The following is a 16378-nucleotide window of genomic DNA, read 5'->3' on the forward strand; positions in this document are numbered from 1 at the left end:
TTTTCATTGAGTATAAAACTGAAAATCTCTGTCTAAAGAATGCCCAAATCACTTCCAGTCCCGTTTTAAAGTGACTCAGGGGGCTTTTTTTGATATAATAAAAAGGACTGTTATCAGTTAGAAAGAGGTTGGTATGAAAGAATTACAAACTGTACTAAAGAACCATTTTGCAATCGAATTTGCAGACAAAAAGTTACTGGAAACTGCTTTTACTCATACGAGTTATGCCAATGAGCACCGCCTCTTAAAAATTTCACACAATGAACGCTTGGAATTTTTAGGAGACGCTGTTCTACAGTTATTGATTTCAGAATATCTGTATAAAAAATATCCTAAAAAACCTGAGGGTGACTTGTCTAAACTCCGTGCTATGATTGTCCGCGAGGAGAGTTTGGCTGGTTTTGCGCGTGATTGCCAGTTTGATCAATTTATCAAGCTGGGTAAGGGGGAAGAAAAGTCTGGTGGGCGCAATCGTGATACCATTCTTGGTGATGCCTTTGAAGCCTTTCTTGGTGCCCTCCTTTTGGACAAGGATGTGGCCAAGGTCAAGGAATTTATCTATCAAGTCATGATTCCTAAGGTTGAAGCAGGCGAGTTTGAGATGATTACAGACTACAAAACCCATCTCCAAGAGTTACTTCAGGTCAATGGAGATGTGGCTATTCGTTATCAGGTAATTTCTGAAACGGGTCCTGCCCACGATAAGGTTTTTGATGTAGAAGTTCTGGTTGAAGGTAAGAGTATTGGTCAAGGACAAGGTCGATCAAAAAAACTAGCAGAGCAGGAAGCTGCTAAAAATGCAGTTGAGAAAGGGCTGGATTCATGTATTTAAAGGAAATTGAAATTCAGGGATTCAAGTCTTTCGCTGATAAAACCAAGGTTGTGTTTGACCAAGGGGTTACAGCAGTTGTGGGGCCAAATGGATCAGGAAAGTCCAATATTACAGAAAGTCTTCGTTGGGCCTTGGGGGAGTCTAGTGTCAAGAGTCTCCGTGGGGGCAAGATGCCGGATGTCATCTTTGCTGGAACAGAAAGTCGCAAATCGCTCAATTATGCTTTTGTAGTTGTGACTCTGGATAATCATGACGGATTTATCAAGGATGCAGGTCAAGAAATCAGGGTAGAACGCCATATCTATCGTAGTGGTGATAGCGAATACAAGATTGACGGCAAGAAAGTGCGTCTGCGTGATATTCATGATCTTTTCTTGGATACAGGTTTGGGACGCGATTCCTTCTCTATCATTTCCCAAGGGAAGGTTGAGGAGATTTTCAACTCCAAGCCTGAGGAACGCCGAGCTATTTTTGAAGAAGCTGCAGGTGTTTTGAAATACAAGACTCGCAGAAAAGAAACTGAGAGCAAATTGCAACAAACTCAGGATAATCTAGACCGCTTAGAGGACATTATCTATGAGTTGGATAATCAAATCAAGCCTCTTGAGAAGCAAGCAGAAAATGCTCGTAAGTTTTTAGATTTGGAAGGTCAACGCAAGGCTATTTACTTGGATGTCCTTGTTGCTCAAATCAAGGAAAATAAGTCTGAACTAGGGTCGACAGAAGAAGAGTTGGTACAGGTTCAGGAACTCTTGACAAGCTATTACCAAAAGCGTGAAAAATTAGAAGAAGAAAATCAAACTCTTAAAAAGCAACGCCAAGATTTACAGGCTGAAATGGCTAAAGACCAAGGCAGTTTGATGGATTTGACCAGTCTGATTAGTGATTTAGAGAGAAAATTAGCCCTATCGAAATTAGAATCTGAGCAAGTAGCCCTCAATCAACAGGAAGCACAAGCTCGTTTGGCTGCTTTGGAGGATAAGAGAAATTTACTCAGCCAAGAAAAATCTGATAAAGAAAGCTCTTTAGCTCTGTTAGAGGAAAATCTAGTCCAAAATAATCAAAAACTCAATCGTTTAGAAGCTGAATTGCTAGCTTTTTCAGATGATCCTGATCAAATGATTGAGCTCTTACGCGAACGCTTTGTAGCTCTTTTACAAGAAGAAGCGGATGTCTCAAACCAACTGACCCGCATCGAGAATGAGTTGGAAAATAGTCGTCAGCTTTCTCAAAAACAAGCAGATCAATTACAAAAACTCAAAGAACAGCTGGCTACAGCTAAAGAGAAGGCTAGTCAGCAAAAGGCGGAGCTTGAAACTGCTAAGGAGCAGGTTCAAAAATTATTGGCTGACTACCAAGCTATTGCCAAGGAGCAAGAGGAGCAGAAATCTTCCTATCAAGCTCAACAAAGTCAACTATTTGACCGTCTGGATAATCTCAAAAACAAGCAGGCCAGAGCTCAAAGTTTGGAAAATATCCTTAGAAATCACAGTAACTTTTATGCAGGTGTTAAGACTGTTCTCCAAGAAAAAGTCCGCCTTGGTGGTATTATTGGTGCTGTTAGTGAGCACCTGACCTTTGATGTGCATTATCAAACTGCCTTGGAAATTGCGCTTGGAGCAAGCAGTCAGCACATCATTGTAGAAGATGAGAACGCGGCGACTAAGGCGATTGATTTCCTCAAACGAAACAGAGCAGGTCGTGCAACCTTCCTTCCTTTGACAACGATCAAGGCGCGTACGATTTCTAGTCAGAACCAAGGTGCTATCGCTGGAAGCCCAGGTTTCCTTGGGATGGCAGATGAGTTGGTGACATTCGATAATAGGTTGGAAGCTATTTTCAAGAATTTGCTAGCTATAACAGCTATCTTTGATACAGTAGAACATGCTCGTGCAGCAGCTCGCCAGGTTCGTTATCAGGTTCGCATGGTGACACTGGACGGGACAGAGCTACGCACAGGTGGTTCCTATGCAGGTGGAGCCAATCGTCAGAATAACAGTATTTTTATCAAGCCAGAACTGGAGCAATTGCAAAAAGAAATTGCTGAAGAAGAAGTAAGCTTACGTTCAGAAGAAGCGAGTTTGAAGAACTTGCAAGACGAGATGGCTAGATTGACCGAATCATTAGAAGCCATCAAATCTCAGGGTGAGCAGGCTCGTATTCAGGAGCAGGGCTTGTCCCTCGCTTATCAGCAGACCAGTCAGCAAGTCGAAGAATTAGAAACTCTTTGGAAACTCCAAGAAGAGGAATTAGATCGTCTTTCTGAGGGAGATTGGCAAGCAGATAAGGAAAAATGCCAAGCACGCCTTGCTACTATTTCCAGTGACAAGCAAAATCTAGAAGCTGAGATTGAAGAGATTAAGTCTAACAAAAATGCCATCCAAGAACGTTATCAGAACTTGCAAGAACAGGTAGCGCAAGCTCGCTTGCTTAAGACAGAACTGCAAGGGCAAAAACGTTATGAAGTTGCTGATATTGAACGTTTAGGCAAAGAATTGGACAATTTAGATATAGAACAAGAGGAAATCCAGCGTCTTCTTCAAGAAAAGGTTGACAATCTTGAGAAAGTTGATACGAATTTGCTCAGTCAACAGGTAGAAGAAGCCAAAACTCAGAAAACAAACCTCCAACAAGGTTTGATTCGCAAGCAGTTTGAGTTGGATGATATTGAAGGCCAGCTGGATGATATTGCTAGTCATTTGGATCAGGCTCGCCAACAGAATGAGGAATGGATTCGCAAGCAAACACGTGCTGAAGCTAAGAAAGAAAAGGTCAGCGAGCGCTTACGCCATTTACAAAGCCAATTAACAGACCAGTACCAGATTAGCTATACTGAAGCACTAGAAAAGGCACATGAATTGGAAAATCTTAATCTGGCAGAGCAAAAGGTTAAGGATTTGGAGAAGGCTATTCGCTCACTGGGTCCAGTCAACTTGGAAGCTATTGACCAGTACGAAGAAGTTCACAGCCGTCTGGATTTCCTAAATAGCCAGAGAGATGATATTTTGTCAGCGAAAAACCTGCTCCTTGAGACCATTACAGAGATGAATGATGAGGTTAAGGAACGCTTTAAATCAACTTTTGAAGCCATTCGTGAGTCCTTTAAAGTGACCTTCAAACAGATGTTTGGCGGAGGTCAGGCAGACTTGATATTGACTGAGGGCGACCTTTTAACAGCTGGTGTGGAGATTTCTGTTCAACCTCCAGGTAAGAAAATCCAGTCGCTTAATCTCATGAGTGGTGGGGAAAAAGCCTTATCAGCTCTTGCCTTGCTCTTCTCCATTATTCGTGTCAAGACCATTCCATTTGTCATCTTGGATGAGGTGGAAGCTGCGCTGGATGAAGCCAATGTTAAACGTTTTGGGGATTACCTCAATCGATTTGACAAGGACAGCCAGTTTATCGTTGTGACCCACCGTAAAGGAACCATGGCAGCGGCTGATTCCATCTATGGAGTGACCATGCAAGAGTCAGGTGTCTCAAAAATTGTTTCAGTTAAGTTAAAAGATTTAGAAGGTATTGAAGGATGACAATTAAACTAGTAGCAACAGAAATCGGAATAAGTAAATTGATACAATAGCCTATAAAGAAAGCCTTGAAATTTAGCTGATTTCAGGGCTTTTTAACTGTCTATTGCTATCAGGGTAAAATCATTAGAGATGTTGTGAGTTTATGGAGACACCCTTGATTTGTAAAATGTTAAATAGTAGAGAATCATTTCATCTATTCTTTGTTTACCAGTTTATCGAAATGGCTAGTATAGTGTAATTTTAACTTGTCTTCTCCTAAAATATCAAGCACTTGTATGGCCTGTTTCATTTTTTCAATTCCGCTATCTGAATGACGTTTAAATTCAAAGTAACCAGTTGCATAGAGAAAAACTGTCTGTTCATAAAAGTTTAATTCATTATCTAATAATGCTTTTATCTCGGAGATTAGATAAGTACAGTTTGAAAATTCTTCTTTACCTATGCTCAGGATTAGACAATTGATGGCCAGTTGAGTGACAATTCGCTTATTTGTTTTATTCAATGAAGAGTAGATGTAATTGTTCAACATTTCCTTTGTTAATAGGAAGTAGGAGTTGTAGTTTATTGTTCGTACACAGTTACCTAATAAAGTGATTTCATAGTAACCCCATTTTTCAACTTTGAAGAGATAATCTGTCAATTGAAGTAATTCTTTATTTGATGGAATAATGCTGGAATCCATTGTATGTAGAATGGATTTTATCATTGTTTTCTCGAACGAATTTAAAGTGTAATGTGATGAGTCAGAAAGTAGAGCGGCTATATTATTGATGTTTTGTGATGAATATTGCTTACGAATATATTGAACCAAATTAGCGAATAATTCAGTATTAGTATAATCTTCATCATGTAAAATAAGAAACTCATCTAAAGTAATGTGTAATTTGTCTAAAATATTGATAAGTCGAATACAAGATATCTCTGATTCCCCACGTTCGAATCTAGATATTTGAGATTTTGAAAGATGTTCATCTGCTACAGAGCATAGACTAATTTGTTTTCCTTTACGAACTTTTCTAAGTGTGATGCCAAGTTTTAATTTCATAATTTCCCATTTTCCCAACAAAAATTAAATCCGTTTTTATTTATTGTACAATAAATAAAAACGGAAAGGAAGTCCGAGTATGAAGAAAATTTCAAAATTTTTGCCGATTTTGGTTTTGGTGATGGATATTATCATAATTGTTGGTGGGTAAAATGCTTAAGTGTACACTTAAGTCTTTAGAATATTCTAAAGACTTAAGATTTTATAGATACATAGTATAAAATACGGTATTTATAATTTGGGAGGCTTTAATTGAAAAAACAGAATTTATTTAAAATATCAAATAATGTACAAGAGTATTCGAATGCTTTTAATACTATGGGTTTAAATTTTCAAGGAGAAATTCCTGTTTTTGTTGACCACAAAAGAGAAGATTTACTTCATAATATTAAGCGAATTAACAATGAATATTCCGAATGCTATAAAACAACGCCAATTTACCAATGCGATGCAGGGATCACTCTATCTTCTGATTTAGAGTTTTATAAAAACTGTAGGTTATTTTGTAAGAAGTGGGTGACCTCTTTAAATGAGATGATAAACATAGAAAATCTGGTAGTAATAGGACTATATAAAGATTTTTCACAATATAAAATTTTGACTATATTAGAATATTGTAAGAAAAATAATATTGAACTGTACATACTGACAGGAAGAGATCTATCTTCATTGTCTTGGATGATAGGAAAGCAGTTTTACTCAAAAAGTGAAAAAGAAGTACGAAAAGCAGTCTTTTCGCATAAAAAGTTAAATGAATTTAGTGAAACAAAAAACAAATGGGATATTTTTGATATAAAAAGGCTTGAAAATGAAAATATAAAAAATCTTTTGGAAGAAAAATCTTGGTCAGAATTAGTTTTTCATGGACATGGAAAAGAAGATCATCTAAATTTAGCTGATTTCACTTTGCATGGTTTTAATAAATTAATTCCTCAACAAGAAAAATTTGCTCCTTCTTGGGGCCATCAAGGGCAATCTTTTTTTAAGGATGAGAGTAAAGCAATACGTATTAGCTCTATAAATGTTGAAACATTATTTTTATTATCTTGTAGTAATTTTCCGTTTAATGATTGTAGATTGTATGATTCTAGATTCAACTTAACATTAGATGCTATCGATGGAATAGCAAGAAATATTGTTGCTTCTATTGCTGTTCAATCGATTGATAATCCAGAGATATATGAAATTTTTTCAGATTCAAATTTGACAAATATTGGAACCAAACTTCATAATAAGTTAAATGATGTACAGCCGTTTGTTTCAATTGTTAATATTGGACTTCCAAATACTAGAAAAGTAGATCAATCACTTGAAAATATAAATGGGATTGTCCGATTAACCCAAAGTAGCAAAATGATTTTATCGCGACTTGCTTCATATGTTTCGTCTGGGTTATTAAGTAGTGAACATGAGGTAAAAAAGTTATCTAATAATGTTTTAGCAGATTACATGCAAATGACACGCAGAGGTACCTATGGAGTGACAGAAGAAAAATATTTAGATTTTGAACGAAATTTAATAAATAGAGTAAATCCTATTTCTAAAAAGATAGCTGAAATAATGATTCAGAATCAAAATGACGAGCTTTTCGAATTTGATCGATATAATATTTTTAGGTCTATAATTGATGAAAGTAGTATTTTCAAAAAAATATGTTGTTGTGGAAGTTCGGGTGTTGGTTGCAACTATATTCCAGAAACTAACAATTTATTCAATATTAATTCTTTCTATTGTTATAGGTGCGGTGATAAAAATACTTCAATGACAGGCATGCCAGAAGTAGATTTTATGTGTGATAATTATGATAGAGAAAGATTAAGAATAAAATATAAGATTGTTATTACTCCACAACATAGAGGAGATGTTTACTTAGGAGTACAGCTACCAACATATGTAGAAAAGTCATCAAATACCTCACCAGAGTTGAAAAGAATACGTTTTAAAAATATTGGAACTAAAGTAGTTGAAGGAGAGATCTGTTTTAACGAGGATACTTTACTTCAAAGCTATTATCTTAAGCTATTTATTATTCAGAATGGGGGAATAGCTATTAGTAGATGTTTCTTCAATTTAATAAATAATTGTGAGGGAAAGTTTGAAAAAATATAAATGTAATATATTTATTATTTACTCTAATTTTGAGTAATTGAAACACGAGGAGTATTCCTTCACCAAATTTGAGAAAGGCCTATTTCTTTTTATAAACAAGTCGCTTATCTAATAATAAATTTACTAATTATAATCTTAAGAAATCGTAAAGCAATACAAGATATCAGATATTTATCTGTAAATCTATTAATTAGCATTCTAGTCTTATCTTCATTATAAAATCAGTATTTTGAGATGTACAAGACAAGCTTCCTAGTTTTCTCTTTGATTTTTTTAGTATTATGGTCACAGTTGGTTGTACCTAATAGGATGAACTACAGTTATAATGATGGATTTTTTCAAATGTATTGGCTGAAGCACTCACTTAATCGCCTCGTCGCGATTTGTAATAGTGATATGTTTTCACGTTTTATATTATAGTTTTAAACAAAGAGCACAATACTTTTTAACTCAGTGTTGTGCATTGAATGAAACGAAAGAAAGGAATGAATAACAATGGATATTTTTTTAGGTACACCAATCACAGGAATAATTAATCCGAACTTGAAAAGTCCGTTAGAAACTGCGACAAAGTCCAGAATTAAGGGGATTATTTCTGATTTGAGATCGTATGGTCATAATGTGTTTTGTGTTCTAGAGGAAGAAGAATTTGGCAAAAAGATTGCAGATTCTTTAGAATGTACCCTTAGAGATTATTCGATACCGAAACAAAGTAATGTATATATTACTTTTCCAAATAATAGTTATGGATGTGCTGTGGAACTTGGTTGGGCTTCAGCGCACTCTATTCCTATTGTCTTAGGAATTAACAAAAGAATCGGTTCAAAAACACCATTGTATGAAGGTTTACACACAACAGGTACTCAGGTTCATGTTATTTATTATGATTCTGAAGATGAGTTTCCAGATAAACTTGAATGGTTAAAAATATTAAAGTACATAGAAAAGCATATATTTATTAGGTGATTGTTATGAGAATTTTGACAGTAACTACAAATTTTGGTTTTGGTCCGTCTTCCAAATTATATTCTATTATCAAAGAGCTATTGAAGATGGGATATAAAGAGATTACATTTTGCGGAAATGGAGAATCTATAAATTTTTTTAAGACCAACTTTGGTAATAGATTAGAATACATCGAGTGTGATACTGATGAAATTAGGTCTGAAAGCTTTTTGAAAATAGTAGATATTAAGAATTATGAACTCTTAATTAATGTTATGAATCTGAATATTCCTAAAATTCAACGAGATACAAATTTAAATGTAAAAAGTGTATTTGTTGATAGTCTAAGTTGGATGTGGGAAAAACCCCTAGATGGGATTAACGAATATGATATTTATTTTGTTCAAAATGCTTTTATTGATCCCAATAATTTATCGCAGTATAAGAATATCCAAACAATAAATCCTATTATTAATACGGAAGGAATAACAAAAACAAAAGATTTCAAAAACAATAAAATTCTATTAAATTTCGCTGGTATAGTTACTCCATATGAAAATGATGTATTTTTCAAAAAGTACATGTTATTTTATCTAAAACTTTTTTCAAAAATACCTAATATTGATAAATATGAGATTGATTGTGCTTGTAACATGACGCAGAAAAAATGGATTGAATCAAACAACCGTTTTGACTACAATGTTACATTTAAAGTAATGTCCCATAAAGAGTTTCTATCAGCGTCATGTGAAGCAAGTAGGATATTTACAACACCTGGTTTGACATTTTATTTAGAGAGTTTAGAATTAGGCTTAAAACCACATTATTTTTTGCCTTCAAATTATTCTCAGGCATTATTGCTTGAAAAATATAATCAAATCTCTGGGAATTGTAATACCTTATCTAAGTATGGATATTTATTTTCAACAGATGAGTTACTTGAAGAAAGTGAAGGTGTGACTAAAGTAAGAGAAGCATTTTCTAATATTAGTACAAGATATAAAGAAGAAATCTTCGACAATATAATATCATATATTAATGAAGGTTCGGTGTATGAATCAAAAAATGAAATTCAATATAAGGAAGAGAGCGGTATTCGTTCAATTATTAGAATTATGCTTGAAAAAGGACTATTGAAAGGAAGATAATACATGCCTGTGATTGAAGATATTGATTTTTCCAATTTACTAGTGAAAAAAATGTATAAAAAAGATTTAAATCAGATAATTTCATTAAATGACTTAAATTATGATGCTAGTTTTAGGGATAATTTAATAGTTTTTGATGAAACAAGTAATTTTTCTCCAAATAACAGTCTTGTTGTTGGGGGGGGCTTGTATTGATCGCTGTGATGCAAAAATTGATAATCTGGCTATCAATTTTTACTTTGATATACTGATGCCTATTAATGAGGCCATCATGAAAAATTTAAATTGTGCAATATATGTGGATACACCTATTGAATCATGTAAAGATGATTGTGAAAAAGAAAGATGGCAACAATTTGTTAAACGCTTAGAAATATTTTTTGAACAGCTAGGAAAACGTGTAGGCATTGAAATAAAAATAATTCGAAGAGATTTATCTTATAAAATGATTGATAAGATATTAAAAAAACATAACTTTAGTGATGATGAATTAAAAGGTTTGTATGATTTAGTGCCTAGTGCAAAGAATATTGTATTTGGACCAGAACTATTACTTCATTTTCGTAGATCAATCATTTCGTATTTACCAGAATTCATTTCAGAATATTTTGAAGAAAATTTTGAAGAAATTATAGTTTGTGAAGAGTTAAGTCAGTGTAAAGCAATTGGCAAAGCCTGGAGAATCAGTAATAAAATATATCCCAAAATATATATAGATATGCCATCTCTTAGTTGTAGAAATCGCATGCATAGGAGTAATAATGGGAAAATAGGTATTTTTGAATCAGCATCTTTGAATAAAACTAGAAAATCTGATCCATTGTTTCATGAATTTATGAATAGAATAGAATTGGAAGCTATTTTTAAATCTTTTGATGTTGATAATTTTTGGTTAGTAAAAGATGAATTAGAAGGAATGTGGTATGAGAAGCAATAAAATTTCATCAGAGTTAAAATATTATCTATATATCATTTTTACAAATTTACGATTTACTAGAATAGTAAATATTATCTTTATTGTTCAGTTTTTGGGATTATCTTTAGTACAATTTGCATTTTTTCAATCTATTTTTCTATTTTCACAATTAGTTTCAGAGATTCCCTCCGGAATTTTAGGAGATAGGTTTAGTAAGAAGAAAATCGTTCTATTGGGACTAGTTCTGTTATCAATTACTCCATTATTAACTCTTTCATCAATCTTGCTAATGAAGGACTATGTTTACTATGTTATACTAGGTGCATTTGTTTTAGAAGGAGTAGGAAATGCTTTTTTAAGTGGAGCTGATGATGCCTTGTTTTTTGAATCTCTAAGAAGTGAAGGCAAGGAGGAGAGTTATGGGAAAATACGAGGAAAGTTACAATTAATCAGCGCTCTGACTTTGGGGATTGCTACATTTATAGGAGGTGGTTTATATAGCATTACAAGATGTTTACCATATTTTATACAATCTTTTACACTTATAGGTTCAATGATAATCATCATATCTATTCCAGATAATCAGAAACACTCTATAGAAGATCTTAATCAAAATGGTGTTCCGAAATTTAAAGAATTATTTTCAGTTTTTCATAGGTTGCTAAAATCTACTAAAATTCTTTTCATGTTCGCTTTTACTACGGTTATTGTCTCAGCAATTAACGTAGTATTTGCTTTATTACCAGATTATTTTTCTAAAATAGGATTTTCTACATCTATTAATGGAGCTATGTTTATGATTTATAGTATCATTGGTGGCATAGTAGCAACTCAAGCTTATAAAATATCAAAAATAAGAGTTTCTAAATTAATTATGCTGCTATCATTGATACTAATGATTTCCATTATTTTTCAAATTTTGCCTTTCAATGCCACATTTATATTTAGTTTTCTACTGTTGTACATTATCATAGATATTCTTGATCCTATTATCATGGAGATGTTACATCTTTGGGTTGATGACAATTCAAGAGCAACAGTTATATCAGGACTATCCTTTTCAATTAGTCTTGTTACAATGTTGGTAAATCCGATAATTGGTGTAGGAATTCAAATATTTAATATGAGAATAACTATCTTATTGATTTCTTGTTTTATGATTGTAATGATATTAATCTCGTATATGTTAATAGAAAAAACTAAAAGGAGTAAAAAACATGAAAACAGAGAATAAGGCTTATTTAGGTGATTCCAGAGCTATGGAAGATGTAGAAAATGATTCTGTTGATTTAATAATCACTTCTCCACCATATTTTAATTTAGTTGATTATCAACACGATGATCAGATTGGGTTAACAGAAACATATAAAGGCTATATTCAGAGTCTAAATAGTGTTTGGGAAAGATGTAGTAAAATATTAAAAGAAACAGGAACAATTTGCATCAATATTTGCAGTTCTGTAGAAATTAGCAGAAAAAATCAAAATATGTATTACGATATCAAACATGAAATTGAAAAATTCTTTGCGGAGCATAATTTCTATATTGAAGGGACAATAATATGGAATTTGAATAATACTTCATATATCAAAAATCAAGTTGAAAAATATCCTTCAAGTTATTCGAATAATGAGTCTTTGATTCTAAATAACTATGAATACATATTGATTTTTAAGAAAAAGTCAGAATTTATAGTGTGGGATAGAAACATTGAGGGCACTAAATTTATTGACTGCATTTGGAATATACCTTGGGATTATTCTACAAGACCACCAGCTTTTCCAGAACAAATTGTCAATCAACTTATTGATATTTATTCTCTGGAAGGTGATGTTGTGTTGGATCCGTTTATGGGGCAAGCGACTACATCTTTGTGTGCTTTTAAGAAAAATAGAAAGTTCATTACCTATGAATTAAATCCAACCACTTATAAATTAGGTTTAAAAAAACTAAATCAAGTGGGTGCGCTGAATGTAAACAGATAAGAAAGTAGTAGAAGGTCTATTATGAAAATAACTACAGTTGGTATGGGGTACGTCGGTTTGACTTTATCTGTCCTGTTATCTCAGGAACATGACGTGGTTGGATTAGACATTAATTTACAGAAAGTCGAACAGCTTAATAATAAAATTTGTCCATTTATCGACTATGAGTTGGAGAGATATTTTTTAAATAAAGATTTGAAATTCGAAGCTTGTATTTATGATGAGAAGTACTTTGAAAAAGTTGATTGTATCATAATAGCAATACCAACAGACTTTGATGAAAATAAAGGAGTATTAGATACTGAGGGTATAGAATCAGTTATAGCTGATTGCCTAAGTATTAATCCTGTTGCATATATAGTTATAAAATCTACAGTGCCAATCGGATTTACGAATTATTTGAATACAAAATTTCACACAGATCGGATCATTTTTTCTCCAGAGTTTTTGCGTGAAGGAAAAGCATTATTAGATAACTTATTTCCATCTAGAATTATTTTGGGAGGGAGAGCTGAATATTGTCAAAGATTTGGAAGATTATTATCGGAGTTCTCGTTAAATGAAGTTGCCCCGATTCTACTGACAAATTCAGCTGAAGCTGAAGCAATTAAGTTATTTTCAAATTCATACCTTGCAATGAGAATTGCGTTCTTCAATGAAATTGATAGTTTTTCCATTATGAAAGGGTTAAATACTAAAAATATCATTGAAGGAATTTGTTCTGAAGAAAGAATCGGAGAATTTTACAATAATCCTAGTTTTGGTTATGGAGGATACTGTTTACCTAAAGATACAAAACATATGTTAAGTGAATGTGAAGGCCTTCCAACTGTTTTGTTAGATTCTATTGTATTAAGTAACCAAAAAAGATCAGAGTTTATAGCAACACAAATAACAAAAAATAATATATACAATGTAGGCATTTATCGTTTGCTAGCTAAAAAAGATTCTGATAATATTCGTGATTCGTCAACTGAAAATGTGATTAAACAATTAACGAAATATAATGTAAATATTATTATTTATGAACCGTTTTTGTCTTCAAAAGAGATTTTTGATGCTAAAGTTGTAACGAATCTGGAAGAATTTAAAAAAACATCGGATGTTATTATTTCAAATAGAATTTCAGATGAATTGTCTGATGTATTAGAAAAAGTTTATACAAGAGATATATTTAATAGGGATTAAATAATAATATTTTACTTTTGAGAAGTTGCGATAACATAATATTTGAGAAAATCAAAGTATATTACGATTTATAGCGAAATGAAATAAAAATTGAACAAATTTATTGGGGAAGTTAAACCAATTTCTAACAATGTTTTAGAAACAACGGTGTACTATTTCAATGTCAATATACTATGTTATAACATGTTTTTTATAAGATAAGTAACTATAGAAGAAAAGTTTCTATAACAACCTCTTCCTCATCCGAAAGAAACCTCTTATTGGGTCTTAAAAAGTGATAGCCAGCAGACCTATTATTAGACTTTTTTGTCAGGGAAAGATGAGCAACAAGGTATCACGCTTTACCATCATGATCAGCGACGGAGTGGTTTAGTAGTGCAGGAATCTCATGGAGCTTATTCTGCTTATGCGATAGCAGTCCAAGGTTTAGGAGCAAAGCGATGCTAAGCTTGGTAAACTGCGAGATGCTCGTCCGCTTATCGTCAACTGGAAGAAGCTGCACTTGTTGGTTGTTGGGCACATGTGAGAAAGGAGTTTTTTGAAGCGACGCCCAAGCAAGTGGGGAAATCATCGTTAGGTGCTAAAGGCTTAGCTTATTGATGGGATACATTGTCGATTGATGAACGACTACAGAAACGTCAAGAAAAGCTCCAACCCTGAATGGAAGACTTCTTTGTTTGGTGCCGGATCCAGTCAGTTTTACAGGGTTCAGAACTAGGGAAGGCTATTGAATACAGGCTCAATTCTGAAGAAACCTTTAAGACAATTTTGAAAGACGAGCATCTCTTCCTTGTTATTGGACGATAAACAAGTGGAACTTACTCTGACTTGGAATTCCACTTGTTTTTTCGATTTTTATCAGATTAATTTCAACTTTTATTGGCGGTGGAAGTTAGTTTGGGAATTTAGAAAAAATCCAGTTATACTAAAGGGTTAAGTAATATTGGATAAAAATTAAGTGATAAAGTCGGGAGTTTATCAAGCGTCTAATCTCAAATGGATTAGGCGCTATTTGCTTTTTCTATGGTATAATAGAAGGTGGATTTATTAATTGGAGTATGAAGAATTTATGATTAAATTAGTAGCAACGGATATGGACGGAACCTTCCTAGATGGGAATGGACGCTTTGATATGGATTGCCTCAAGTCTCTTTTGGCTTCCTACAAGGAAAAAGGGATTTACTTTGCGGTGGCTTCGGGGCGCGGATTTCTATCCTTAGAAAAATTATTTGCTGATGTTCGTGATGACATTATTTTCATCGCGGAAAATGGCAGTTTGGTCGAATATCAAGGTCAGGACTTGTATGAAGCGACCATGTCTCGTGAGTTCTATCTATCAACTTTTGAAAAGCTGAAAACGTCACCTTATGTAGATATTAATAAATTGCTCTTGACGGGGAAAAAAGGCTCTTATGTGCTAGATACGGTTGATGAGACCTATTTAAAAGTGAGTCAGCACTATAATGAAAATATTCAAAAAGTAGCGAGTCTAGAAGATATTACAGATGACATTTTCAAATTTACAACCAACTTCACAGAAGAAACGCTAGAAGCTGGGGAAGCTTGGGTTAATGAACATGTTCCTGGTGTTAAGGCCATGACAACTGGCTTTGAATCCATTGATATTGTTCTGGACTATGTCGATAAGGGTGTGGCTATTGTTGAATTAGCTAAAAAACTTGGTATCACAATGGATCAGGTTATGGCTTTTGGAGACAATCTAAATGATTTGCATATGATGCAGGTTGTGGGACATCCTGTGGCTCCTGAAAATGCACGACCAGAAATTTTAGAATTAGCAGAGACTGTGATTGGTCACCATAAAGACCAGTCGGTTATAGCTTATATGGAGGGCTTATAATGGCAGATATAAAATTGATTGCATTGGACTTGGATGGGACCTTGCTGACTACTGATAAAAGGTTGACGGATCGCACCAAGGCAACCTTGAAAGCTGCGCGTGATCGTGGTATTAAGGTTGTATTGACAACTGGTCGTCCCTTAAAAGCCATGGATTTCTTTCTCCATGAGCTAGGGACTGACGGCCAAGAAGATGAGTATACGATTACTTTTAATGGTGGTTTGGTTCAGAAAAATACAGGAGAAATCCTTGATAAAACAGTCTTTTCATATGATGATGTGGCACGCTTGTATGAGGAAACAGAGAAATTATCACTGCCTCTTGATGCTATCTCAGAAGGAACTGTTTATCAAATCCAATCCGACCAAGAAAGTCTTTATGCCAAATTTAATCCAGCTTTGACTTTTGTTCCAGTGGACTTTGAAGACTTGTCTAGTCAAATGACCTACAATAAATGCGTGACTGCCTTTGCTCAAGAACCCTTGGATGCAGCCATTCAAAAGATTTCTCCAGAATTGTTTGACCAATATGAAATCTTTAAATCACGTGAAATGTTGCTAGAATGGTCACCAAAGAATGTTCATAAAGCAACAGGTTTGGCAAAACTAATCAGCCATCTAGGAATCGACCAAAGCCAAGTTATGGCCTGTGGTGATGAAGCCAATGACCTTTCTATGATTGAATGGGCAGGGCTTGGTGTTGCCATGCAAAACGCTGTTCCTGAAGTAAAGGCAGTCGCAAATGTAGTGACGCCAATGACCAACGATGAAGAGGCTGTCGCCTGGGCTATCGAAGAATATGTGCTAAAGGAGAACTAAG

Annotated in this window: 14 protein-coding genes; 13 read left to right on the forward strand and 1 reads right to left on the reverse strand. The window is 34.0% G+C overall.

Annotated elements, in window-relative coordinates:
* Positions 1–133: 133 nt before the first annotated feature.
* Together rnc and smc are read left to right on the forward strand one after the other, a co-directional pair.
* On the forward strand, positions 134–832 hold the full coding sequence (gene rnc, locus HT736_RS00100; RefSeq protein WP_000661480.1) for a ribonuclease III: 699 nt from the start codon (positions 134–136) through the stop codon (positions 830–832).
* On the forward strand, positions 823–4362 hold the full coding sequence (smc, locus tag HT736_RS00105) for a chromosome segregation protein SMC (protein ID WP_172930628.1): 3540 nt from the start codon (positions 823–825) through the stop codon (positions 4360–4362). Before rnc ends, smc begins: the two co-directional genes overlap by 10 nt.
* Before the next feature lie 193 nt (positions 4363–4555).
* Here smc and HT736_RS00110 read toward each other — a convergent pair whose 3' ends face one another.
* On the reverse strand, positions 4556–5407 hold the full coding sequence (locus HT736_RS00110; protein WP_138704666.1) for an Rgg/GadR/MutR family transcriptional regulator: 852 nt from the start codon (positions 5405–5407) through the stop codon (positions 4556–4558).
* A 79-nt stretch (positions 5408–5486) separates the two neighbouring features.
* Here HT736_RS00110 and shp3 point away from each other — a divergent pair, with 79 nt between their 5' ends.
* The 11 genes from shp3 (at position 5487) to HT736_RS00165 (ending at position 16377) form a co-directional block, all read left to right on the forward strand.
* Positions 5487–5558 (forward strand): peptide pheromone SHP3, encoded by a 72-nt coding sequence (gene shp3, locus HT736_RS00115; RefSeq protein WP_001812431.1) that lies wholly within the window; start codon positions 5487–5489, stop codon positions 5556–5558.
* Positions 5559–5659: 101 nt separating this feature from the next.
* Positions 5660–7516, forward strand: coding sequence for a hypothetical protein (locus tag HT736_RS00120; protein WP_172930629.1), 1857 nt, complete (start codon positions 5660–5662; stop codon positions 7514–7516).
* A gap of 495 nt (positions 7517–8011) precedes the next feature.
* Entirely contained in the window at positions 8012–8482 is a 471-nt protein-coding gene (locus HT736_RS00125; protein ID WP_172930630.1) for a hypothetical protein, read from the forward strand.
* Between the two features lie 5 nt (positions 8483–8487).
* Entirely contained in the window at positions 8488–9609 is a 1122-nt protein-coding gene (locus HT736_RS00130; protein WP_001221832.1) for a hypothetical protein, read from the forward strand.
* Between the two features lie 3 nt (positions 9610–9612).
* Positions 9613–9804, forward strand: a complete 192-nt coding sequence (locus HT736_RS11505) for a hypothetical protein (RefSeq protein WP_240154012.1) — start codon at positions 9613–9615, stop codon at positions 9802–9804.
* Positions 9746–10546 carry a hypothetical protein gene (locus tag HT736_RS00135; RefSeq protein ID WP_240154013.1) on the forward strand — a complete coding sequence of 267 codons (801 nt, stop codon included), beginning with the start codon at positions 9746–9748 and terminating at the stop codon, positions 10544–10546. The genes HT736_RS11505 and HT736_RS00135 overlap by 59 nt, the downstream gene beginning before the upstream one ends.
* Positions 10533–11759: an MFS transporter gene (locus HT736_RS00140; protein ID WP_001257305.1), complete on the forward strand. Its 1227-nt coding sequence runs from the start codon at positions 10533–10535 to the stop codon at positions 11757–11759. Before HT736_RS00135 ends, HT736_RS00140 begins: the two co-directional genes overlap by 14 nt.
* Complete coding sequence (locus HT736_RS00145) at positions 11743–12510, forward strand: site-specific DNA-methyltransferase (RefSeq protein ID WP_000846118.1); 768 nt, start codon at positions 11743–11745, stop codon at positions 12508–12510. Before HT736_RS00140 ends, HT736_RS00145 begins: the two co-directional genes overlap by 17 nt.
* A gap of 21 nt (positions 12511–12531) precedes the next feature.
* On the forward strand, positions 12532–13698 hold the full coding sequence (locus tag HT736_RS00150) for a nucleotide sugar dehydrogenase (RefSeq protein ID WP_000705670.1): 1167 nt from the start codon (positions 12532–12534) through the stop codon (positions 13696–13698).
* A gap of 1069 nt (positions 13699–14767) precedes the next feature.
* Positions 14768–15559, forward strand: a complete 792-nt coding sequence (locus HT736_RS00160) for an HAD family hydrolase (RefSeq protein WP_025172090.1) — start codon at positions 14768–14770, stop codon at positions 15557–15559.
* A complete protein-coding gene (locus tag HT736_RS00165) occupies positions 15559–16377 on the forward strand; it encodes a Cof-type HAD-IIB family hydrolase (protein ID WP_000763444.1) in 819 nt (272 codons plus the stop codon). The genes HT736_RS00160 and HT736_RS00165 overlap by 1 nt, the downstream gene beginning before the upstream one ends.
* The last annotated feature ends 1 nt before the right edge of the window (position 16378 follow it).

Source organism: Streptococcus sp. 339 (genome assembly GCF_013277285.1).
In the GTDB taxonomy this organism is placed as follows: domain Bacteria; phylum Bacillota; class Bacilli; order Lactobacillales; family Streptococcaceae; genus Streptococcus; species Streptococcus pseudopneumoniae.